This is a genomic window from Clostridium sp. CTA-6 (genome assembly GCF_054768115.1).
The window spans coordinates 262951-286416 of sequence record NZ_BAAAAU010000002.1 but is presented as its reverse complement, the minus strand read 5'-3'; the positions used below and the strand labels follow the sequence as shown (position 1 = coordinate 286416).

Sequence of the window (23466 nt, the reverse complement as noted above, 5' to 3'; positions counted from 1 at the left end):
TACTATACCTGTGGCAATTTAAATAAATAAAAATTATCGAAAAAATTAATTTACAAGTTTTAAAGAGTCATCTTTATATTGCAAAGGGGTTACTCCAAATTCCTTTTTAAAAGCATAACAAAAGTTACTTGGATTTGAATATCCTACATCAAGAGCAATTTCATTAATAGATTTATCAGTATCTAATAATAATATAGCAGCACGATCTAGACATATTTTTCTATGGTATCTAAATATAGTATCACCATATATTGCTTTAAATCCCTTTGCTAATTTATTCTTATTTATTGCTAGCTGCTTAGATAGAATATTTACTGTTGGAAGCTCGTATAAATTTTTCATTAATAACTCTGGTATCTTTTTTATCTGATTAATTTCAAATTCATCCAACTGCAATTGACTTATTTTATTTGTCCCTAGAATTTCATAGGATACTATTTTTGATAATATTTCCATTACCTTACTTTCAAAAAATAAAATTTTCGATTTCTCTGGTAAACTACAATTAAATATTTTCAAAAATATGTTTGCAATTTCAGGAGAAACATTTATTCCTTGATAATACTGATTTCTAAGTTCATTCTCTAATTCCTCTATTGTGTCCTCCCATAGCTCAATCCCACAGCTACCAAAATATGATGCTATAGCTGATTTTTCAGTAGTAATTGAAATCCCTTGATATTTCTGACCTGCACAATTAATCACCTTTCCGCAAGTTTCACGGGACATTGATATGGAAAGTTCATTTTTAGAAAGACACATATTTCCTACTTTATCTTCATGAATATTTAAGCAACCATCAACACAATATTCTATTTCAAAATACTCTTCCGATAGGTCAAATTCTGTTATCATATCATGATTAAATATTGTATCATAAATTATAAGCATGACATTTCCCATAAGTTTATAAAATTTTATGCATCCTTTACCATATTTGGGTTTTATATCATATATAATTTCTTTTTCATCATTAAAATTCATAGAATCTCGTATTGTTGCGAATTGGGTACGTATTGATGAATATTGCATAATCATTGATGAACATCCTTGTTTTGTATTTATATGAAATTTATTTTTCATTCCATGCGCTCCTTTCTTGTCCTCAATAAATCTTTTTCTGCTTACTATGATTTATTTCAATGTTTATATAATTCACATATAATATATTACAACACACTATATGATAATGTAATTCATTATCATATATTATATTTCTTTTTATTTATTTTATCAATTTATTTTCTATATATCTACTTAATATATTAATCTAATTGATTCTAAACTAAAATTTTTATCAATTATAATTAACAAAATGTATACCCTATTCGCCTACCATTTATATACTTAAAAAATAGAGTATTAAATACATAACCCCCACCACATTTCCGTGGTGGGGTTGAAACATTATATGCCAAGCTTTCCCATATATAATTAACTATTTTTTTGTTGTGGTATCAGTATAATTTTTTAAATCATATAACTGCTCAGAATTTCCTTTTCCTTCTGGGTCGAATTGTTTAGTATTTGAATTTGAGTTTGAGTTTTCTTTATTATTGTTGTCCTTATTAACTCTTTCACTATTTACCTCATTTGAATTTTTCCATTCACTTTCTGAAACAACTTTACCATTTTCTTTAACCCAATTCATAATATCGCTGCTTGAGTTTCCTCCCATACCACCTACCATTACATATCTAACTTCTCCATTACTAACTAATTTTTTAAATTCATCTAAAGTAATTACTTTATCTGTTCCAAAGAAACCTCCAAGTGCCATTACTGATTCTCCAGTATTGATAATTATATCTGAAGCATAACCATTAGTAGATGAAGTAACAAGAAGATATTTTTCATTTGTTTTATGGCTTTTTAAAAATTCTATCAACTTTGTGTTTCCACTATTAGAATTATCCATATTAAAACCATCCTTTTGCTTATTAGTGACTAATGATAATCCAGCAGATGGGAAGGTACCAGATACTGGATAAAAAATTGTAGTAGCAGAACAAACTAAAGGAGTTATTAAAAGGCCCATTAAAGCAATAGTAACCAGTGATTTCTTAAATTTTATATTTTTAAACTTTAATATATCTTTTTTATTTTTTCTTAAATTAACAATAGCTAGTATAATGGAAGATACAATACATAAAACTGCTACTATTGTAGTTAAAATTTTAGCCGTATTCGATATATTATAATAATAAGATAATATTAATATCTGAGTTAATCCATCTGCGATAAGTGCTACTGGTAAAATCCAAGATTTCCATCCTTCCTCATTATATAACTCCCACATTGACACAATTCCAATTCCTGCCAAAGCCGCAATTGGTGGAGCAAGCATAGTTAAATAATAAGGATGAAACAACCCTTTTGTAAAACTGAAGTATACAAATTCAGGTAATAACCACATATTCCATAGTACTAATGACAATTTTCTTTTATTATCAAAAGTCTTATTTAACTTTTCTTTTATTGCCGCTGCTATAAATCCAAATATGGCAAGGGGAAATAACCAAATAATTTGGTCTGATAAGCTATTATTAGAGAATAATCTAGCAATACTTGCAACTTCTTGGCCCCCAAAGGTTCCTCCCATTCCTCCTCCATTAGGTTTCTGCATTCCATTACCTCCTGGAGGCATTCCACCGGGACCTTTTCCATCACCATTCGGAGGATTACCATTCCCTTTTCCCTCTTGTTGAGTATTAGGCTGTGTACTTTGCATCTGTTCATTATTCATTGATGGAGGTTGTCCTTGCATTTCTCCATTATCCATTGATGGAGGTTCTCCTTGCATTTGATCATTGTCTATTGATGGTGGCTCTCCTTCGGTTTGGCCATTATCCTTTGATGTTTGCTGCGAATTTTTATTTTTAGTTGCACTAGAGGTCCCATCAGTTTTTTGTTGATTTTTTCCATCCATTCCTCCCGGGGCTCCACCTCCCTGAGTGGACTTACTACCAATACCAAGTCTCTCAAGTCCATTATGTCCCATTATAAGCTCCATAACCGAATTATTAGTACTACTTCCTACATAAGGTCTACTTTTCTCAGGTATTAAGTCTACAATAAAAGCCCAGGACAATGAAACTAAAAGTAACATAACTGTACCAGCCATAAGATGAACTATTCTTTTTTTAAAGGATACTGTATTAGAAAGAAGATAAGTTATATATATAGCTGGTATTATCATATATGCTTGAAGCATTTTTATATTAAATCCGATCCCTACAATTGCTAAACCTATTAAAAGATATTTTAGTTTCCCTTTTTCTGCTGCCTTAGAAAGAACTAAGCAAGCTAATAGTAATGTTAAAACAAGTAAATTATCACAAGTGTTATTTCTACTTACAGCTACAAAAACAGGCGTAACTGCAAGACATATTGCAGAAATAAGACCCGCAGCAGTTCCAAAGCTTCTTTTAACAATAACATATATTAATCCTGCTGATACTACCCCTGCAATAGCCTGAGGTAATATTATACTCCATCCACTAAAACCAAATATTTTAGCAAATATAGCTTGTATCCAAAAACCCAAAGGTGGCTTATCAATACTTACAAAACTGGCTGGATCAAAGGATATAAAGAAAAAGTTCTTTAAACTTAAAGTCATACTCTTTACACCTGCAGCATAATATTGATTTGCGTATCCTTCTATGTTCAAATTCGCTAAATTTAATATTAAAGATAATATCAAAATTAACGATAACGCTATATTCTCTTTTGTAAACTTTATCTTTTTCATTATTTATATCCCCCACTCAAAATATATGTTAGTTTTCACTTTATCCATTTCTAAAATTAAGTATTTCTTATTTTTTATATGTTTATTTACATGTTATCTTTTATCTATTCTCGTATACTTACTTAAACACAATAAATTTATATGCTACAAAATTTGTTGCTTGGGCTATGATTGTAACTATTACTTTTGCTAAATACACATTTATATTAAGATTTTTCGCTAATAAATTCATAGCAAAAACTGTTATGATAAGTGAAATCAAGTTAATTATTATAAACTGCATAAGTTCATATAATATCTTCTTACTAACTTTATGTTCCTTAAAAGTCCATTTTTTATTAAATATAAAGCTATTAATTATGCCAAAACTATAACCTATAATTTGACTAGTTATATATCCTACTCCAACTAACTCATTAAATACTGTAAACATTAAAAAGTCTATGGTAGTATTTACAACGCCTACTATTGAAAAACGACTTATATGTTTAAATTTGCCATGGAATATATATTGGTTTACTTTAGTCATTAATTTCATATTTTTTATCAACCTTCTCATAATTTATAGTATTATCAATTATATACATAGGTCTATTTTTACTTTCATCAAAAATTCTTCCAATATATTGACCCATTATACCAATAGTAAAAAATACCAATCCAAACATAATTAAATTAATTAATAATATCATTCCTAAGCTTAATATATCTGTACAGTTTATTACTGCCTTTATGATTTCAGTTATAAATACAACAGTACCTATAGAGAATATTATCCCCCCAGCATAACTAGCAATTGTAAGTGGTTTATATGAAAAAGAGGTTATTCCATCAAAGGCTAATTTTAGCATCTTTCTTAATGGATATTTAGTCTCTCCAGCAAATCTTTCTTGTCTTGCGAATTCTACAGCCGTTTGCTTATATCCAACCCAACTTACCAATCCTCTTACGTATCTATTTTTTTCTGGAAGTGATATTAAAGTATCACATACCTTTCTATCTATAAGCCTAAAATCTCCTGTATCCACTGGAATATCTATATTGGTTATGTTTTTTAACAGTCTATAAAACATCCTAGCAGTAAATTTTTTGAAAAATCCTTCACCTTCTCTTTTAACCCTTTTTCCATATACTACTTCGTACCCATTTTTCCATTTTTCAATCATCTCAAAAATAACCTCTGGTGGGTCTTGAAGATCCGCATCAATTACCACAATAGCCTTACCTGTAGCTACATCCATTCCTGCAGTTATAGCAGCTTGATGTCCAAAATTTCTAGAAAAATTTACAAGTTTTATTTTTTCATCCTTTTTACATATGCTATCTGCTTTTTCTTTAGTTAAATCCCTACTTCCATCATTTATAAATATAATTTCATAATTTTCCTTTGTGGAATCCATAACTTCCTTTAATCTTCTATAACTTTCATCAATAACAAGCTCTTCATTATATAAAGGAACTACTATAGAATAAACTATTTTATTAATCACATTTATCACCTCATAAAATTGTTATTTGATTATGTCTTTAAGCTGATTTTTTAAGTCATTTATTAAAATTAAGCTACTCTCAAACTTTCCTTATTTAAAATTGTAACTATAAATTGTTGTATCAGTTTCAAATAACTATGTGAATTTTTTGTGATTTTATATAATTAACCCTTAGGACAAGATAAATAAATCTTATTTATACTTACCTAAGGGCTAAATTTAATTATTAAAATTTATTGGAAAATGCAAATAATAATTATTTTTACTTTCCCGGGGACAATTATTAATCTATAGGATATTTAATTATAAAACTTACGCCATTATCTCTATTTACTGCCTTTATTTCTCCATTATAGAAATCTATAATTTTTTTAGAAATAGCTAAACCTAAGCCAAAATTTCCAGTCCTATCTTTATATAGATTTTCAAAAATATACTCTATATTATTTTTATCAATATTAGGTCCATCATTATAAATTTCTAAGATTGCAACAGAATTTTCTTTTTTAAGAGTTATAGCAATTTCTCTTTCTGCATACCTAAGTCCATTATCTAATATATTTTCAATAGCTACTCGTATTTTTTCAGCATTTCCCTTTATAATAACCTTATCAATATCTAAATTCCATTGAATTTTACTATTAACTATCTCAAATCTACTTATAATGTTAAACAATAAATTATGTAACTCAAATCCTATATTTTCACTATTATTTTCTAAAGTATAGGCAAGAGTATTTAAATACAATAATTGTTTAATTTTTTTCTCAAGAATAGCTGCCTCATCTTTTATTATCTCAGCAGTTTCTTCAACTGATTCTATATACATACCATCAATAATAGCTTGAGCATGGCTCATAATTACCATTACTGGAGTTTTTAGATCATGAGATATGCTTTGTAGAAACATTTTTTCTTCTTCATCAATCTTTTTTAATTCTTTTTGCATACGATTCATTGAATTTACTAATCTACCAATCTCATCATCATTTTTAATTTTAATAGGATCCCTCCAATCCTTATGAGCTATTTTTACAGTATAATCCTCAAGCTCTCTTAAAGGCCTTGAAATATAATTTGCAACTAATTTAGCAGTAAAAAATCCTATAATAATAAATATAATACCTATAATTATTACTGTATATAACAATACATTATCTTGTATTTCAGGTATATACGATATTAAATAAAGTTTTTCTCCTCCTTCATTTTTAATTGAACTTATTATAAAGATAAATTTCATGTTGTTATGATATTCTTTAAATTGCTTTTGCTGAATATTATTACCTATAATATAACTGGCCATCCACATTTTTATTTCATCACTAGCAGGTCTTGGGGGTGGATTCTTCTTTTCTATTGGTGGTGGTTCCTCTTTTCTTTTACCTATATCTATAATTTTATATTTATCATTCTCATCTATTTTTACAATAAAATGATCACTTCCCTTAAGATTTCTTAATTCATCAAATCTATTTTGTTCATTAAAATTATTGCTGTTTAATAAAACATCATGAGTGACTTTTAAATCCTCTAGCTTTGAATTTTCACTAATTCTCTTAAATGCAACTAAATATAAAAATGAAATACTACATATTATTATTAAAATTATAGCAGTGAATGTTGTCCATATCCTCATTGTTAATGATTTAAATCTTAATCTCTTCATCATTTAACCACCAATTTATAACCATATCCATATACAGTTTCAAGATCTAACTTATCTATCTTTTTGCGCAATCTCCTAATTGTATCATCAATAACTCTATCGGATCCGAAATAATCCTCTCCCCAAATACTAATTAAAATTTGTTCTCTAGATATAACATTGTTTCTATTCTCTACAAAAAAATTTAATAGTTCAAACTCTTTGTTTGTTAGTTGAATTTCTTTTTCTCCAAAAAAAACAGCTCTTTGTCTTTTACTTATTTTGTACTCTCCAATATTGGTAATTATATCCATAGAATTATTGCTTTTCCCATAAATTCTTTCCATAAGTTTATTAGTTCTTATTATAAGCTCTCTAGGTAAAAATGGCTTTGATAAATAATCGTCACTTCCTAATTCTAATCCCACCACTCTATCCAGTTCCTCATTCCTTGCAGACATAAAAATAACCGGAGTATTTTTATTGTTTTCTTTTACAGCTTTGATTATTTGGTACCCATCTATATCAGGTAACATTATATCTAATATCCAAAGATCTGGAACATCTTTTATTTTCTCTATTGCAGAACTTCCATTAAAAAAAGTAGTTACTTCGTACCCTTCACGTTGCAGATACTTTTCTAATAATATATTCAAACTTTTTTCATCTTCAACAAGATAGACTTTTCTTCCCATCTTTATCACCTCAAAATATAATCCAGTATCTTAGTTTATCCATTAAACCTTATTTTAAATTTTACATTCACCATTCACTTTACATCTATGACATTACTAATATTTTAAAAATCAATATCAATATTCTATGGTAATATATCCATGATTTAAATCTTAGATAGTTTGTTTTTAAACATAAAATTTAATCCTAAAAACACTTTTCCTCTAATCTAATTTTAAATTTAAAATATCAAAGGATTATGTAATTATTATGTGAAAATTATGTGATACAATTTCATTGTTCAGTATTTCAAATTAGTCCAAGTATAAAAAGAGAATCATCACATTAAAATTTTTACAATTTATGCGATAACTCTCTTAATAATCAAAAATAATTATAAATTTTAAATACGTTTCTCCAATTTATTCTTCTACAAACAATGATACAAATTCAAACTTATTACAATCAACTAACCCTCTATTAGTTAACCTTAATTCTGGTAGACAAGCAAGTGGAATAAGTGCCATTGTCATAAATGGTGAAACTATATCACATCCAATTTCTTTCCATGCACTATCTAGTTTTTCTACCATTTCTGCCATTTCTTCTAAAGGCTTATTACTCATTAGTCCTGCTATTGGTAATGGAACTAGACCTAACACTTTCCCATCTTGTACAGCTACCATTCCTCCACCACATTCCATTAATGTGTTAGCAGCTAATGCCATATCCTCATCATTTGTTCCTATAACTAATAAGTTGTGAGCATCATGGGCAACTGTTGCAGCCATAGCTCCTCTTTTGATACCAAAACCTTTAACAAAACCATATCCTGCTGTTCCTGTTTCATGGTGTCTTTCAAATACAACTGCTTTTAAAACATCTTTACTTGGATCACATTGAACTTTATCCTCTTTAACATTAAGTTCAATATGTCTCTCATATGTACCAACCCTTTCAGGTATAATTTCAATAACCCTTGCAGTTATTTTTTCTTTATTAGGAGCCATAATATTAAAGGAAGCTGGTGTTATTTTATCTTTAATATGCATTGAATGCATAGCATCTTCAGGATAATCATATTTAGCTATTGATGTAGTTAATACTCCATCCTTTGCAACTAAGTTTCCATCTATAATAACTTTTGTTATTTTTACATCTTTTAAATCTTCTATAAGTAAAATATCTGCACATTTTCCTGGAGTTATAGAACCTAATTCATGATCCATTTGGAAACATTGTGCACAGTTTATTGTTACCATTTGAATTGCAGTTAATGGTTCTATTCCTTCTTCTATAGCACGTTTTATAATATGATCTAAGTGTCCATCCTTAAGCAATGTATGTGGGTGAGTATCATCAGATATTAAAACAGCAAATCTACTATCTACTTTATTTTCTGTAATGGCTTTACTTACTTCCTTTAAGTCATGCCATGCAGAGCCTTCTCTAAACATCGCATACATTCCAAGGCGCATTTTAGCAAGAGCATCTTCAGCTCTTGTAGATTCATGACAACATCTCACACCTGATGCAATATATCCATTTAATCCTTTTCCTGTTTCAGGTAAAGAATAATGTCCTGTTACTGTTTTACTAGCTTTTAAAGTTTCTCCTACTACTCCATGAGCATGATCTGTAGAATAAAGTATACCTGGGAAGTTCATCATTTCTCCTAATCCAACTATTTCATCCCACTTCATTGTTTCGCTAACATCTTCTGGTCCTACAGCTGCTCCTGTATCTTCAAAACCTGGAACTGCTGGTACACAAGATGGTGTGGTTACCATATTTTTAAGTGGAGTACCCTTGCCATCTTCAATCATATAACGTACACCATTTAATCCGAGTACATTACAAATTTCATGTGGATCCATATATATTCCAACAGTACCATGTGGAACTACTGAACGAGCATATTCACTTACACTTAGCATTGATGATTCAACATGAATATGACCATCTAAAAAGCCTGGTGCAATATACTGTCCTTTTGCATCAATTACCTCTGTGTTTTCCCCTATACAATGTTTTGCGTCACCTACTACCGCAATTCTCCCACAGCTAATTGCTACATCTGTATTTTCAATAACTTCTCTTGTACAAACATTTATAAGTTTTGAATTTATAATAACCATATCCGCTGGTTCAAAGCCCTGTGCCACACTTGATAAAGTTTTACTTACCTCCCAAAGAGGCTTTGTATCAAATTTATTAAACATATCCCCGTCTCCTTTTATATTTTTATAGATTTCTCTTTTTATATTTTTATACATTATATTATATTTTTATAATATATTCCACATTATTCATCCATTGTTTACAATTTTATTCGTCCATTTCATTACATTTTCTTTAATTCTTTGCTATTTGTTCGTAAATACTAACTTAGAAAATATATATTCTGCTTTAGTATACTTCAAGGCATTAGGGATAATATATGGATAAAGTCATTGAACCAATCTTCTGAACTGTTTATTAATTATCTTGATATTCTTCCAATTCCATTACTTATAAAATTTTCTACCTCTTCGATATTTACTAAATTTGCATCTCCATGTATACTATGTTTTAAAACTGAACATGCTGTAGCGAATTCACAAGTATATTGAGAAGACTTTTTATTTACAATACTATAAATTACTCCTGCTGTTAGGGCATCCCCTGCTCCTATTCTATCTATAATATCATCAAAGGTATGTTTCTTAGATGAATATAGTTTATTATTTGTATAGTAATTACATTGTACGCTATTTGCACTTACTGATTTAATCTCTCTAATTGAAGAAAAAATATGTTTTATATTAGGATAAGATTTTGTAATCTCATTATAGTAGTAGTTTAACTTTTCATGCTTGTCTTCTAAATCACAGCTCATATCTAATATATTTTCTGCATCTAATATTCCAGCAGAAAATATATTAATATATGGTAATATTTCTTTTGTTGCCTTTCTTGCTTCTTCTAAAGTCCACATTTTAGCTCTATAATTAGAATCATAGCTTACCAAAATATTATTATTCTTACAGTACTTTAATATTTTTAATGTTACCTTTCTTACTTCTTCCGAAATAGCTAATGTAATTCCTGAAAAATGAAATACATCTGCATCCTTTAGTGCTTCTTTTATATTGATATCTTCATCCGTGATAGATCCAAAAGCAGAATTATCCCTATCATAAATAATCTTTGAAGATCTATTTCCACTACCTACCTCTACAAAATATATAGGAGTTCTTTTGTTTTCTCTTTTAATAAAAGATGTTTCTACTGATTTCTCTTTTAGATAGTTAATTATGCCTTCTCCTATTTGATCCTTTGAAACCTTTGTAATCATTCTAGTTTCAATTCCAAATCTAGATAGTGATATTAAAACATTTGCTTCTCCACCACCATAATTAGCATGAAATTCTTTAGAGTTTAAAAAAAGCATTCCTTTCTTAGTAGATAATCTAAGTAATATCTCTCCAAAACCAACTACTTTCATCTTATATACCCCTTGCTTTATTAAATTTATCTACATATTGAGTACAAACTGCTTCTATTTCATCAAATTTTCCTAACTCTCCAAGTTTATTTAATTCTCCACCAATACCTACTAAATCTACATCTGTATTTGCCCATGAATCTATGTTATCTAAGTTCACTCCACCTGTTACCATTATATTTACATATGGTAATGGTCCTTTAATAGACTTTATATAACCTTGTCCAAATGCACTTCCTGGAAATACCTTCACAATATCTACTCCACTTTCATAGGCTGTGACTATTTCAGTTATAGTCATTACTCCTGGTATATATGGAATATTATATCTATTGCAAATCTTTGCTGTTTCTTCACTAAATGATGGAGAAACTATATATTTTGCTCCTCTTAATATTGCCATTCTTGCTGTTTCTGAATCCAAAACTGTTCCAGCACCTATAACAACCTCATCATCTTTTGAATACTTCTCTGAAAGTTCTTCTATTATATCATTAGCAAATTTATTTGTGTATGCAACTTCTATAGCTTTAACATTTCCTTTAATACAGCTTTCTGATATTTTAATACCTACTTCCTTTGTTTCTCCACGAACAACTGCTACTATCTTACATTTTTTTAGAGCATTTAAAACCTTCATCTTAATCACAATAAAAACCTCCATAAATCTATTATTGTACTAACTCTTACAGAAATATTATTATTTCATATATCCACCCTTCATTGGTGAAACTGCTCTTTCTGAAAATATCTTTAATATTCCTGATTTATATTTATTTTCTCTTTTTTCCCATTTAGCTTTACGTTCTACTAAAACCTTATCTATGGCTTCTTCACTTAATTTTTGTCCATTAATGCCAACTAATTGTAGTATTCTTTTCTCTATATCTATTTCAATTAAATCATTCTCTTCAACTAAAGCAATTGGCCCTCCAACTGCTGCTTCGGGAGAAACATGTCCTATTGCAGGACCTTTAGATGCTCCTGAAAATCTTCCATCTGTAATAAGTGCAATACTTGCAGATAATTCTTTATCAGAGGATATTGCTTCTGTTGTATAAAACATTTCAGGCATTCCACTACCCTTTGGTCCTTCATATCTTATAAACACAGCATCTCCTGGATTTATTTTTTTAGATATGATAGCTGCTATTGCTTCTTCTTCACTATCAAAAGGTCTTGCCTTTAAAATTCCTTTATGCATTTCTTTTGGTACAGCTGAATGTTTAACTACTGCTCCTTCTGGCGCTATATTTCCTTTTAAAATTGCAATAGCTCCATTTTTACCTATAGGTTCACTTATTGGTCTTATAACATCTCTTCTTGTAAGTCCAACCTTTTTAAGGTATCTATCACAATTCTCATAATATCCATTCTTCTTTAAGTCTTCTAAATTCTCACCTAAAGTTTTACCTGTAACAGTCATTACATCTAGATGTAATAAATTCTTTACTTCTTCCATTATTGCTGGTACTCCGCCTGCATAATAGAAATATTCTGCTGGCCATTTTCCTGCTGGACGTATATTTAAAAGATATGGAGCATATCGATGTATTCTATCAAAACTTTCTTCATCAATTTTTATACCAAATTCATGAGCTATTGCTGGAATGTGTAATAATGAATTAGTAGATCCCGAAATTGCTGCATGAATTATAATTGCATTTTCAAAGGATTTTTCTGTAACTATATCCTTTGGCTTAAGATTCATTTTTGCTAGTTCAACAACTTGTTTCCCAGCCTCTACTGCAACATCTTCTAAGTCTTTACAAGTTGCAGGCATTAAAGCACTACCAGGTAACATTAATCCTAAGGCTTCTGCCATAACCTGCATTGTTGAAGCTGTTCCCATAAAAGAACAAGCTCCACAAGATGGACATGCATTATGTTTATAGTAAGTTAATTCTTCCTCTGTAATTTCTTTTCGTTGATACATAGCACTATAAGCACCAATTTGCTCTAAAGTTAAAAGGTTAGGTCCCGCTTCCATAACGCCACCTGTAACAACAATTGATGGTATATTAAGTCTTCCTATAGCCATTAAGTGAGATGGAACAGCCTTATCACAACTTGATATAAATACCCCTCCATCAAAAGGAGTGGCATTCGCATGAATTTCTATAAGTGATGTTATAGTATCCCTAGAGGCTAATGAATAATTGATTCCATCATGACCTTGAGCCATACCATCACATATATCTGTTGCAAAATATCTTGCAGCCTTTCCTCCTTTTTCTGCCACACCCTGTACTGCATTATTTGCAAATTTCATTAAATGAGCACTTCCTGGGTGACTATCTCCAAAGGTACTTTCAACTATAATTTGAGGCTTAGATAAATCTTCAACTGACCATCCCATACCCCTACGAAGTGGATCCATTTCTGGAGCAATCTTTCTAATATCTTGACTAATCATATTAACCTCCTTATTTAACATAAATATTCCCTTTATATGCTTCTTGTTTAAAACATAGCCCGGATCATGGTATATCCACTTTCCGAGCTTTTACTAAATATATTTTATAGATGTATTTACGATAAAATTTTTATTTATTAAGAAAATTCGATTACCGGAGTTTCTCCACATTCAACACTGATATCCTCATATTTTTTAATTATCTTATTACCATTAGGTTCAGTAATAATCATCATTGTCATAGGAGAGTATCCCTTTGATATAATATAATCCTTATCAAACTTTAGTAAAGGTGTTCCTAGCTTAACCTTTTGTCCTTCTTCAACTAATACTTCAAAACCTTCGCCTTCTAAACTTACAGTGTCAATACCTACATGAATTAATATTTCCACACCATTGTTCATTAATAAACCAAGTGCATGTTTTGAACCTTTCATTATCAATTTAACTAAGCAATCGCAAGGTGCTACTATAACCTGATCCATTGGATCAATAGCTATCCCATCTCCCATCATTAGAGAAGAAAAGACTTCATCTTTTACATTGGTTAATGCTACACTTTTCCCACTTACTGGAGAATATAATTTCTTTTTCTTAAATATTTGAAACATAATTAATCTCCTTTACTTTAATTCTGGCCAATACTCTTTATTAGCTTCGATTAAATCGTCTAAAACAGCTTTTGCCACACTAGCACTTGGTACTGTTTTGGAAAGAGTTAATGCTTGCCATAATTTTTGATAGCTTCCTTCTATCCATGATTGGACAACTAATTTTTCTACTGATACTTGTTGTTCCATTAATCCTTTTTCAAATTGAGGAATTTTGCCTTGAACTAATGGTTCTGGTCCATTGCTTCCTACAATGCAAGGTACTTCTACCATAGCTGTTGGATCAAAGTTTTCTATTGCTCCATTATTTTCTACAATGCATAGCATTCTTTCATGAGTGTTATAAGCAATAGCTCTTGCTAAGTCAACAATAAATGAAGCATGAGAATCTATATGGAATTCTCCACCTTTTGCTGTACCAGCTTTAACTATTTCTTTTGCAGCAGTAAATACGGACTTTTCTCTTCCGTTCATTACTTCATTAGCCCTTGTATATTCAGCATTTGAATGCTCCACAACATAATCTGGATATAAATAATATTTTAAATATGTGTTTGGCAAGAAATTAGGTTCAATAGCTAATAAATCTTTTGCTTTTTTATGAGTTTCTTGCCAACTTGGTTCTGTGTGTTGTGTATCTACTTCTACTTGATTTAAATAACCGTTTTCTGCTACATAAGCCTTTAGTTTTGGCATTAAATCATTTCCTTGCTTATCTCTAACACTTGTCCACCATCCAAAATGATTCAATCCAAAATAGTTAACTTCTAAATCTTCTGGAGTTAATCCTACTATTTGAGACATACGACGAAGAGTACCAACTGGCATATCACAAATATTTAGTACTTTAGAATTTGGCTTTAATATACGGCATGCTTCTGCAACTATAGCTGCTGGGTTTGAATAATTTAACATCCAACAATTTGGAGAATACTTTTCCATAATATCTATTAGTTCCATCATTCCACCAATAGAACGCATTCCATATGCTATACCACCTGGTCCACAAGTTTCTTGTCCAACAACACCATATTTTAAAGGAATCTTTTCATCCTGCTCACGCATTTCATATTTTCCAACACGAATATGAGCCATGCAAAAATCTACATCAGTAAATGCTTCTTTGGGGTCAGTTGTATATGTGAATTCTATTTCTGGTGCATTCTCTTTTAATAGTATTTCTAAAGCTTTTCCTATTGTTTCTTGACGCTTTCCATCATTATCATATAACTTTAATTTGCGTAATGGGAAACGATGAATATTATCTAATAACATCATTACTATGCCTGGTGTAAATGTACTTCCTCCACCTGCAATAACAATTGAAAATTTTTTATTTTGTTCCATAAAATTAACCACCTTTTTTTATATTTTATAGGACTTTTTCTTTTAATATTTATTTTTATAAATTCTATAATATTTTTATTGACTTCTTACAAGCTGATTATAGTAAAGTTATTTATTAGAGTAAACAATTTGAAGAGGTAAAAATACATGTTACTTGAACTAACAACCTGTTTCATAATTAATAGAATTTTTATTCAAGTTCCAATTTACTATATCTTTATAAGGGGCTGTTGCACTAAGAATAAATCCTACAATATATTGTGTTAACTTTAAATTTGCAAAACAATATATTGTATGTAAATTTTTTAATGCCACAGCCCCTAACTGAATTTTTTATTCTAATTTGATTCTATTCCAAGATATTCGTCTACGTTCTTTCTTACACTTGTAACCTTTAAACCATAGACAACCTGTACGTTTTCTCCTTTAATTATTACTCCATTTGCGGCTGTTTCATTTTTTAATAATTGTTCATTAACTAATGAAGAATCTTTTACAACTAATCTTAATCTAGTGTAACAATTATCAACTTTTAGTATATTATCCTTACCACCTAAGCCTTCTACTACAACTGGCGCAATACTTGAATCTCCTGATTTTGCACTTACTTTAGACTTTTCTTTATAATCTTTTTTAGTATATAACTTTGTATTTCCATTTTCTTCTCTTCCTGGAGTTTTAAGTTTGAATTTAACTATTAAAAATCTGAATATAACATAATATATAACGAATTGTCCTAAACCAACTAAGATAAACATTGGCCAGCCTGTTTTAGCAACTCCAAGAGGTATATTATATAATAAGAAGTCTATTAGCCCATTTGGTCCTATAGCTGTGACCCCTAGAATATTTAATACTACCATTCCTAATCCACTTAATACTGCATGTATAACAAATAATATTGGTGCTACGAACATAAATGAAAATTCTATTGGTTCTGTTACTCCTGCTAATATTGATGTAACTGCAGCTGGAATTAAAATTGCCTTTATCTTAGACTTATTCTCTGGCAATGCAGTATGATACATAGCTAAACATGCACCAATTAAGCCAAACATTTTTGACAATCCTCTAGCATCCCAAATTACTGATGCTGATAATTTTGCTATATTAGGATCAGCCATTTCTGCAAAGTATATATTTCTTGCCCCTTCAAATACTTTTCCTCCTATTTCAGCCACTCCACCTAAAGGACTATATAAAAATGGAGTATAAACTAAATGATGCAATCCAGTAGGAATAAGTAATCTCTCCAAAGTACCATAAGTAAATATACCAAAGTTTCCTGCTCCTGTTATAAAATTACCAAGACTTGAAATTAAATATTGTACTGAAGGCCATACATAACTCAATATTATTGCTAGAAAAACAGTAATAGGTATTAATATTATAAATACTAGTCTTGAGCCACCATAAATTTGAAAAGCTCCATCAAATTCTTTTTCACAAAATCTATTATGTATATAAGCAACAACAATACCTAAAATAATTCCTAAGAAAACTCCCATATCAAGAACTTGAACACCTAAAACCATAGTTTGACCAGATCCCCTTAAGGCATCTTGTGGTGCTAATCTATTATTTAATTCTAAAAAAATGTTCATTGCGTTTATAAATACTAAGAATACTAAAAGTGATGTAAATCCTGCTTCTGCTTTCTTTTTCTTAGAAAGTCCTACTGCAAGACCGACACAAAATATAATTCCTAAATTAGTTAAAATTGAAACTAATGAACCAGATAACATTTTTCCTAATCCAAATATCATTCCATTCTTTAAAAATGGAAGGTATTCTGCTAGTCTGGCATTTGTTAAAATGTTCCCTATTGCGATTATTATACCGGCTATTGGTAATATCAATACAGGAACAAACATTCCTTTAGAAAAGTTTTGTAATTGATTTAATATCTTCTCTTTCATCATTGTAACCCCCATTATTTATTTTTGAGAAACCATTTACATTTCAAATTATAATAATTAACTATCTTTATGTATATAGATTTTCCTATGTAAAAAACGTGTTACCTCTTTAGATAACACGTTACTCTCCATTACTATTTTTCTTTTTATAATATTCATATACTAATAACTCTATTAACACTAGTACCTTTGGGAAAAATGTGTTTGGCATTAAATTTCTATCATCTAGTTTGTTTGTATCTTGAATCTTAAATCTTATATCAGAAAGCTTACTTATGCTATTTTCTCTTTTATTTGTAAAAGATACAACTTTAATATTGTGTTCTTTTGCTGTTATAACTTTATTTAACACCATTGGTGTTTCTCCAGATTTAGATATTACTATAATAGCATTTATAAAATCTAAATTATTTTCAAATACTCCTATAGAATCTGTCCCATTAGACAAAATACATCTCTTACCCATAACTAGAAGTTTCTTATTTATATATTCTGCTACAATCCCAGAAAAACCATTTGCATATATAAAAATAAACTTATGATCATCATTAAATAAAATATCTATAAAACCATTAATTGCCTCTTTACTATTTTCTTCTAATAGGCTATCCATATTTAGACTTTCTATGAAGCTACTATCATTTAAATTATCTTTTAATTCATTTTTAGTTAAAGATAATAAATTGTATTGCATTTCTAAAAAACCAGAATAACCAAGTTTTTTAGCTAATCTCATAATAGTAGATGTTGATGTAAAATTATTTTTTGCTACTCCCCTTACTCCCATCTTATTTATATAATTAATATTATCTATCATATAATTGAGGACTTCTATTTCTATTTCTGTAAGTCCCTTATTTTGAATAAACTTGGATATGTCCATTACATTGCCTCCATAAATAATTTAAAAATTAATAAATAGTATTTGTAAAGTTTATTATTTTAAACTAAATTATATCATAATCTTAAACTTTATTATGTTCTATTTTAGGAATAAATACATAAAGTAAGGACCATACTATTTTCCCAGTACAGTCCTATTTTTCCCTTAAATCACTTTTAAAAAGTATAATATTTTAATGCATTATTTTTTATAAATTTACTTAATCCTACCTATTGGAAGAAAGGTCTTTTAGATTTTTACTTAATGTTTTAATTTCCTCTATAGCTGATGCCATTGAACTAATCTTTTCACCTTGCTCCCTAATTATGCCTTCGATTTCTTCTGTGGACGCTGAATGTTCTTCAGTAATACTTCCTATTCCCTCAAGCTCCATTTTTATAGGAACAAAATTCTCTACTACATTTTCAACAAATCTATGTTCTTCATCTAAATATTCACTCATTTTTTCAAAATACTCTTGAATTTTACCAAAAGAAGTATAAACATTATCAACAACCTTGGTTCCCTCTTCTGCGGCTGTATTACCCTCAGATACCTTAATAACTGCATCATTCGTAATAAGATTAATTTCTGTAATAATTTCATAGATATTTTTTACTATTTCAGTTGTTTGCTGAGCTAGTTTTTTAACTTCTTCTGCGACTACTGAAAATCCCTTGCCATATTCACCTGCCCTAGCAGCTTCTATACTTGCATTTAATGACAACAAATTAGTTTGAGCTGAAATTTCATAAATACTATTAATCTCACAATTTATTTTATCAATACTACCTTTTAATGTATTTACTGTATCTAAAGATACCTCTACCGCGCCTTTTATCATTTTCATAGTGCTATTCATAGAGTTAATTTTTTCAGACTCATCAATAACATTTCCCTTCATTTCATTTGATGTTGTAGATATTCTATTAGATATATTTCTCACCTTGTCTAGTGAAGAATTAGATTTCTCTATTCCTAAATTTATACCTAAAATGCTCTCTACTATTTCTTGAACTCCAATATTTATTTGACCCATAGTATTGCTTATATCATCACTAGTGGCATTAACAAGGTTAATATCTTCAGAAAAAATATCTATATTGTTATCTAAATCGGTAGTACTCTCTTTAATATTTAATAAAAGTAAATCTAATTTATCAAGTAACTCCTTACTTTCTAAAGATTTATTATTTGCTGACTGAATTAGATTGCCACCCCAACTAGTAAGGCAATAAATTAAAATTATAACACCGTTTAATATTACAAAAAAATTTAACATGTTTGAAAATGAAAAATTTTTACTCAAAATGCTACTAGGATTTACTAAAAACAAAATTATAACACACGTATCTAAGAGAACTGCATTTATAACTAACAAGTTTTTTCTAAAGTATAATGTTGCACATATAATTCCTGCAATAAAAACTAATATATCAGAAGCTATAGTTTTGTCGTTAAAATTTCCTAATAAAAAATATCCAAAGTTTGAAAGTATTATAACTGAACTAAAGATTATTGCCTTTGTCATATCCTTTAGCTTTAAAAAATATACTACTGTTGAAACTATAATTACTATTATAAAGGGGAATAATTCATCTATATTTATTACAAAGTTAGTCATTGACATAGTGGTTAGACTCATAAGTAAACACATTGCAAATATAGTTATATAATTAACCTTATGTATTTTTTCAAAACTAAAACTCCAAGTTTTCTCCATTTCATGCGCCCCTTTTCAGTTTAAATTAAATTTATTTTAAATATTCACTGTAAATATCGATACTAGTTATTATAATCTTAACTTAAAATTACAAAAAAAATTGTTATTTGTATTTTATAATCATTTAAAGTCATATTTTCTTTTATTTGAATTTAAATCATTTTCATACAAATAAGAACCTATGACAAAACTATCATAGGTTTTACCTGTAAATGTTAAGGAAACTGCTTAAATTGGGGTGATATTTTTTATATTTTATTCTCTTATTTTTGTGAATATCAATATACAAGCTCATTACATTTTATTTACTTTATTAATATACTATTGTCTATATAAAGATACTAAACATAATATCTTCACTTTTAAATCTGTATTTTACTTATATGCTACTGTAAATCTACTTCTAATATGTTTAGGAGTTTCAATTTCATCTACCATAGCTACCGCAAAATCTTCAAAAGAAATTTTACTTTCTCCTTTTTCATCCACAACCAAATATTCATCTCCAACAGAGTATCTTCCTGTTCTTATTCCTGGTGATATTAATGCTGCCGGACTTAAATATGTCCAATTTATTTCTTTTTCATTTCTATATATATCTAAAGATTTTGAATGAGCTAAAGCTATTGGTTTCCAATCCTCTGGGAATCCTTCTGTATGGACTAATTCTACGTCTCCTTGAACTTTTAAACTTCCAGCTCCACCCATTGTTACAAGTCTTTTAACATTTAATTTTTTAGCTAAAGTTATTAGATTGTTAGTTGCTTCTATTAATGTATCTTCTTTTCCAACCTTAGGTCCAAAAGCACTAACCAAAATATCTACTTCCCCTAATTTATCCTCTAATGTATCTAATTTTAAAATATCTCCTTGCATTACAGTTAAATTTTCATTAGTATCTTTTATCTTTGATACATCCCTTACAATAGCGATAACCTCATGTCCTCTGTTTAGAGCCTCCTTTAATATTACCTTTCCTGCATTTCCTGTTGATCCAATTAAAGCAATTTTCATAATATCTCTTCCTTCCATTTATAAAATTAATTATTTTTTATTAATTGTTTATTTATTATTTTTTCTAAACTTTCTTTTGAAGTATTACCCTGAACTACTTCATCACCTATAATCATTGTAGGTACTGCTGTAATATTAGCTTCTTCATAAGCATGCTTTAATGCTTTTTCTTGCTTATCCTTATATTTTCTGTTTTTTAAAACTTTTATAAATTCTTCTTTATTTAAACCTATTTCTTCAGATAAATTAGCTAATATCTCAATTTTTCCAATATCTAATTCTTCTTGGAAAAATCCCTTAAAAACTCTTTTAATATATTCATCTCCTTTTCCATGCTCACTTGCATAATGATATCCTTCAAAAGCTAAGTTAGTATATGGATGAGGTGAAAGCTTCGGTAATTTCATATCTATTCCTAACTTATTAGCTATGGGTTCAATGAAATTATTCCAGGCATTTAATTTTGAAGGATCATTCCAAGGATCTATTCTAGGTGATGGCTCTGGTCTTAATTCAAAGGGCATCCATTGGATATTTACATCCTTTCCTTTTATGGATCCAGTTAAACTCTCCTCTCCTAAAAAACAAAATGGACAAACAAAATCAAAATATACTTTAATATTTAATGACATTTTAATAACCTCCTATTTTTTGTTGTAACTACTTTAATTACAACAATTCTAAAAAAATTTTCATCTATGATAATTAACTTATTTCCACAAGTTATGAATTTAATAAGTAGTTGTAACTTTCTAAGTTACACCAATTATAAAAAAAATTGATTTATTTCTTAATTTTTTTTCTTATACCTGTAACTATATATTCCATGGTTACATTCTCTAATACCTGTTCCATAGCTTCTTGGGCATTTAACAAAACACCTTCCATAACAGATTGGATATTTGCCCCAATAGGACAATTTATATTTGGTGAGTCATGAAATTGAAATAATTCTCCCTCTTTCACCACCTCTACAGCCCTATAAACATCTAGCAATGTTATCTGATCTAAATCCTTTAATAAATAAGCTCCACCAGTGCCTGCTATAACATTAACTAAACCGGCTCTTTTTAACATTCCCATTACTCTTCGTATGACAACGGGATTGGTATTTACACTACCTGCTATCCACTCAGAAGTACATAAGTTTTTATCTTCCATAGATAATATGGATAAAATATGAACTGCTACAGAAAATCTACTGCTTATTTTCATTATTATCACTCCCGTTGTAACTATTGTAGTTCTAACTATAATTAAAGTCAATAGTTTTATAAATTCTTTTTACTGTAAAATTATAGTTTTAATGGCAAACAAAGGATAGGTTTATAAAAAATACTGCTTTATTATCAAAAGGCATTACCTTAAAATCAACATATAACTATGTTATTAAAGCTTATGATACTCCAAAAGTTAATTATATAAAACAAGCAGAATGGACTTCCAATTTTATTGAAGATATCAGTAAATTTGGATGATAGCTTTATATTGAATTTAATAAAAATACAAAAATTATCATCTCAATAAGATTTTACTTATTTGGATTGACAAATCTACTTTCATTTTTCATTGGAGGCTTTATTTTTTTCTACATCTATCTATAAGATCTTTAAACCTTTTCAAAATCATTTAGAATAAAGTCATTATAAATTAATTAGGTTTTAATTCTTCTATTTTTTTTAATAATATTTCTTGATTTTTTTTATATTCTTCCTGTTGATCTATTAACATATCAATTTTATTGTACAAATCTTCTATTATAATTTCAGATTTTAAATTAACAAGGTAGTTATTTGCAGCAGTTAATCTATCTCTTTCCGCTTGACGATTTTGTGACATCATTATTATTGGTGCTTGTATAGCCGCAAGACAAGATAATATTAGATTCAAAAATACAAAAGGATATGGATCAAATGATTTATTACTTAGAATAACAGCATTACCTATAATCCAAATCGATAATACTGCACCAAAAGTAATTATAAAGGTCCAACTTCCACCAAATGTAGCTATTTTATCAGCAGTTCTTTGTCCTAATGTTAAATTGTTATCATGTGCATTATTTATATTCTTTGAAATCTTACCACTAATAAGTTCATGAAATAATTCTTCATCAATATTACTGCCTTTTAAATCCTTATCTTTTTCCAATATTTTACGTATTAGCTCTTCTTTGCTGTAGGACATTACATTCTTATCATCCATAAATAATCTCCCCTGTTCATTATTTAATTTTTTAATATTTCACGTTAATCCTCTGTATATTCTAAAATTCTTTCTTCCCTTACAAAAAGTATTTCTTCATACAATAGCCTATTTCATCCCTAATAGTAAATCTTCTTCTTGGTATATATTCTCCTGTATTAGTATAAATTATAATATTTTTAAATAGCCTATGCAACTTGTAAGTTTATTTCATATTTTTAAATAGGCTACTAAAACTTAGGATAATTTTTTCATATTTGAAACAAATCTTGTATAGATTTATAAACAACTAAA

General features: G+C 28.8%; 19 protein-coding genes. All 19 read right to left on the bottom strand.

Annotated elements, in window-relative coordinates:
- Nucleotides 1-45 precede the first annotated feature (45 nt).
- The 19 genes from ACYUDJ_RS04620 to ACYUDJ_RS04530 all read right to left on the bottom strand — a co-directional run bounded on the left by ACYUDJ_RS04620 (nucleotide 46) and on the right by ACYUDJ_RS04530 (nucleotide 23172).
- Nucleotides 46-1083 (bottom strand): helix-turn-helix domain-containing protein, encoded by a 1038-nt coding sequence (locus ACYUDJ_RS04620; RefSeq protein WP_043031044.1) that lies wholly within the window; start codon nucleotides 1081-1083, stop codon nucleotides 46-48.
- Between the two features lie 355 nt (nucleotides 1084-1438).
- Nucleotides 1439-3754, bottom strand: a complete 2316-nt coding sequence (locus ACYUDJ_RS04615) for an ArnT family glycosyltransferase (RefSeq protein ID WP_043031043.1) — start codon at nucleotides 3752-3754, stop codon at nucleotides 1439-1441.
- Between the two features lie 118 nt (nucleotides 3755-3872).
- Nucleotides 3873-4292, bottom strand: a complete 420-nt coding sequence (locus tag ACYUDJ_RS04610; protein ID WP_043031042.1) for a GtrA family protein — start codon at nucleotides 4290-4292, stop codon at nucleotides 3873-3875.
- Nucleotides 4276-5244, bottom strand: coding sequence for a glycosyltransferase family 2 protein (locus ACYUDJ_RS04605; protein WP_460289528.1), 969 nt, complete (start codon nucleotides 5242-5244; stop codon nucleotides 4276-4278). Before ACYUDJ_RS04605 ends, ACYUDJ_RS04610 begins: the two co-directional genes overlap by 17 nt.
- Before the next feature lie 283 nt (nucleotides 5245-5527).
- Nucleotides 5528-6916 (bottom strand): sensor histidine kinase, encoded by a 1389-nt coding sequence (locus tag ACYUDJ_RS04600; protein WP_162266803.1) that lies wholly within the window; start codon nucleotides 6914-6916, stop codon nucleotides 5528-5530.
- Entirely contained in the window at nucleotides 6913-7587 is a 675-nt protein-coding gene (locus tag ACYUDJ_RS04595; RefSeq protein WP_043031036.1) for a response regulator transcription factor, read from the bottom strand. The genes ACYUDJ_RS04600 and ACYUDJ_RS04595 overlap by 4 nt, the downstream gene beginning before the upstream one ends.
- A 402-nt stretch (nucleotides 7588-7989) precedes the next feature.
- Complete coding sequence (gene ade / locus ACYUDJ_RS04590) at nucleotides 7990-9789, bottom strand: adenine deaminase (protein WP_043031174.1); 1800 nt, start codon at nucleotides 9787-9789, stop codon at nucleotides 7990-7992.
- A 260-nt stretch (nucleotides 9790-10049) separates the two neighbouring features.
- On the bottom strand, nucleotides 10050-11054 hold the full coding sequence (locus ACYUDJ_RS04585; protein ID WP_003487591.1) for a sugar kinase: 1005 nt from the start codon (nucleotides 11052-11054) through the stop codon (nucleotides 10050-10052).
- 1 nt (nucleotide 11055) lies between these two features.
- Entirely contained in the window at nucleotides 11056-11703 is a 648-nt protein-coding gene (locus tag ACYUDJ_RS04580; protein WP_042385833.1) for a bifunctional 2-keto-4-hydroxyglutarate aldolase/2-keto-3-deoxy-6-phosphogluconate aldolase, read from the bottom strand.
- Between the two features lie 51 nt (nucleotides 11704-11754).
- Complete coding sequence (gene ilvD / locus ACYUDJ_RS04575; RefSeq protein WP_042385836.1) at nucleotides 11755-13470, bottom strand: dihydroxy-acid dehydratase; 1716 nt, start codon at nucleotides 13468-13470, stop codon at nucleotides 11755-11757.
- Nucleotides 13471-13607: 137 nt separating this feature from the next.
- Entirely contained in the window at nucleotides 13608-14081 is a 474-nt protein-coding gene (locus tag ACYUDJ_RS04570) for a PTS sugar transporter subunit IIA (protein ID WP_003487597.1), read from the bottom strand.
- Nucleotides 14082-14093: 12 nt separating this feature from the next.
- Entirely contained in the window at nucleotides 14094-15428 is a 1335-nt protein-coding gene (locus tag ACYUDJ_RS04565) for a 6-phospho-alpha-glucosidase (protein ID WP_003487600.1), read from the bottom strand.
- 338 nt (nucleotides 15429-15766) lie between these two features.
- Nucleotides 15767-17350: a PTS transporter subunit EIIC gene (locus ACYUDJ_RS04560; RefSeq protein ID WP_043031033.1), complete on the bottom strand. Its 1584-nt coding sequence runs from the start codon at nucleotides 17348-17350 to the stop codon at nucleotides 15767-15769.
- 118 nt (nucleotides 17351-17468) lie between these two features.
- A complete protein-coding gene (locus ACYUDJ_RS04555) occupies nucleotides 17469-18230 on the bottom strand; it encodes a MurR/RpiR family transcriptional regulator (RefSeq protein WP_460289527.1) in 762 nt (253 codons plus the stop codon).
- Between the two features lie 226 nt (nucleotides 18231-18456).
- Nucleotides 18457-19953: a methyl-accepting chemotaxis protein gene (locus tag ACYUDJ_RS04550; RefSeq protein WP_043031029.1), complete on the bottom strand. Its 1497-nt coding sequence runs from the start codon at nucleotides 19951-19953 to the stop codon at nucleotides 18457-18459.
- 375 nt (nucleotides 19954-20328) lie between these two features.
- Nucleotides 20329-20967 carry an NAD(P)-dependent oxidoreductase gene (locus ACYUDJ_RS04545; protein ID WP_043031027.1) on the bottom strand — a complete coding sequence of 213 codons (639 nt, stop codon included), beginning with the start codon at nucleotides 20965-20967 and terminating at the stop codon, nucleotides 20329-20331.
- 26 nt (nucleotides 20968-20993) lie between these two features.
- Nucleotides 20994-21599 (bottom strand): DsbA family oxidoreductase, encoded by a 606-nt coding sequence (locus ACYUDJ_RS04540; RefSeq protein ID WP_040108919.1) that lies wholly within the window; start codon nucleotides 21597-21599, stop codon nucleotides 20994-20996.
- Nucleotides 21600-21750: 151 nt separating this feature from the next.
- Nucleotides 21751-22182, bottom strand: a complete 432-nt coding sequence (locus ACYUDJ_RS04535; protein ID WP_003360418.1) for an Rrf2 family transcriptional regulator — start codon at nucleotides 22180-22182, stop codon at nucleotides 21751-21753.
- A gap of 435 nt (nucleotides 22183-22617) precedes the next feature.
- Nucleotides 22618-23172 carry a DUF1003 domain-containing protein gene (locus ACYUDJ_RS04530; protein WP_080333477.1) on the bottom strand — a complete coding sequence of 185 codons (555 nt, stop codon included), beginning with the start codon at nucleotides 23170-23172 and terminating at the stop codon, nucleotides 22618-22620.
- Between the last annotated feature and the right edge of the window lie 294 nt (nucleotides 23173-23466).

Coding starts and splice junctions, on each gene's coding strand:
- ACYUDJ_RS04620 (WP_043031044.1), bottom strand. CDS start 1,083: ATGAAAAATAAATTTCATATAAATACAAAACAAGGATGTTCATCAATG.
- ACYUDJ_RS04615 (WP_043031043.1), bottom strand. CDS start 3,754: ATGAAAAAGATAAAGTTTACAAAAGAGAATATAGCGTTATCGTTAATT.
- ACYUDJ_RS04610 (WP_043031042.1), bottom strand. CDS start 4,292: ATGAAATTAATGACTAAAGTAAACCAATATATATTCCATGGCAAATTT.
- ACYUDJ_RS04600 (WP_162266803.1), bottom strand. CDS start 6,916: ATGATGAAGAGATTAAGATTTAAATCATTAACAATGAGGATATGGACA.
- ACYUDJ_RS04595 (WP_043031036.1), bottom strand. CDS start 7,587: ATGGGAAGAAAAGTCTATCTTGTTGAAGATGAAAAAAGTTTGAATATA.
- ade (WP_043031174.1), bottom strand. CDS start 9,789: ATGTTTAATAAATTTGATACAAAGCCTCTTTGGGAGGTAAGTAAAACT.
- ACYUDJ_RS04585 (WP_003487591.1), bottom strand. CDS start 11,054: ATGAAAGTAGTTGGTTTTGGAGAGATATTACTTAGATTATCTACTAAG.
- ilvD (WP_042385836.1), bottom strand. CDS start 13,470: ATGATTAGTCAAGATATTAGAAAGATTGCTCCAGAAATGGATCCACTT.
- ACYUDJ_RS04570 (WP_003487597.1), bottom strand. CDS start 14,081: ATGTTTCAAATATTTAAGAAAAAGAAATTATATTCTCCAGTAAGTGGG.
- ACYUDJ_RS04565 (WP_003487600.1), bottom strand. CDS start 15,428: ATGGAACAAAATAAAAAATTTTCAATTGTTATTGCAGGTGGAGGAAGT.
- ACYUDJ_RS04560 (WP_043031033.1), bottom strand. CDS start 17,350: ATGATGAAAGAGAAGATATTAAATCAATTACAAAACTTTTCTAAAGGA.
- ACYUDJ_RS04555 (WP_460289527.1), bottom strand. CDS start 18,230: ATGGACATATCCAAGTTTATTCAAAATAAGGGACTTACAGAAATAGAA.
- ACYUDJ_RS04550 (WP_043031029.1), bottom strand. CDS start 19,953: ATGGAGAAAACTTGGAGTTTTAGTTTTGAAAAAATACATAAGGTTAAT.
- ACYUDJ_RS04545 (WP_043031027.1), bottom strand. CDS start 20,967: ATGAAAATTGCTTTAATTGGATCAACAGGAAATGCAGGAAAGGTAATA.
- ACYUDJ_RS04540 (WP_040108919.1), bottom strand. CDS start 21,599: ATGTCATTAAATATTAAAGTATATTTTGATTTTGTTTGTCCATTTTGT.
- ACYUDJ_RS04535 (WP_003360418.1), bottom strand. CDS start 22,182: ATGAAAATAAGCAGTAGATTTTCTGTAGCAGTTCATATTTTATCCATA.
- ACYUDJ_RS04530 (WP_080333477.1), bottom strand. CDS start 23,172: ATGGATGATAAGAATGTAATGTCCTACAGCAAAGAAGAGCTAATACGT.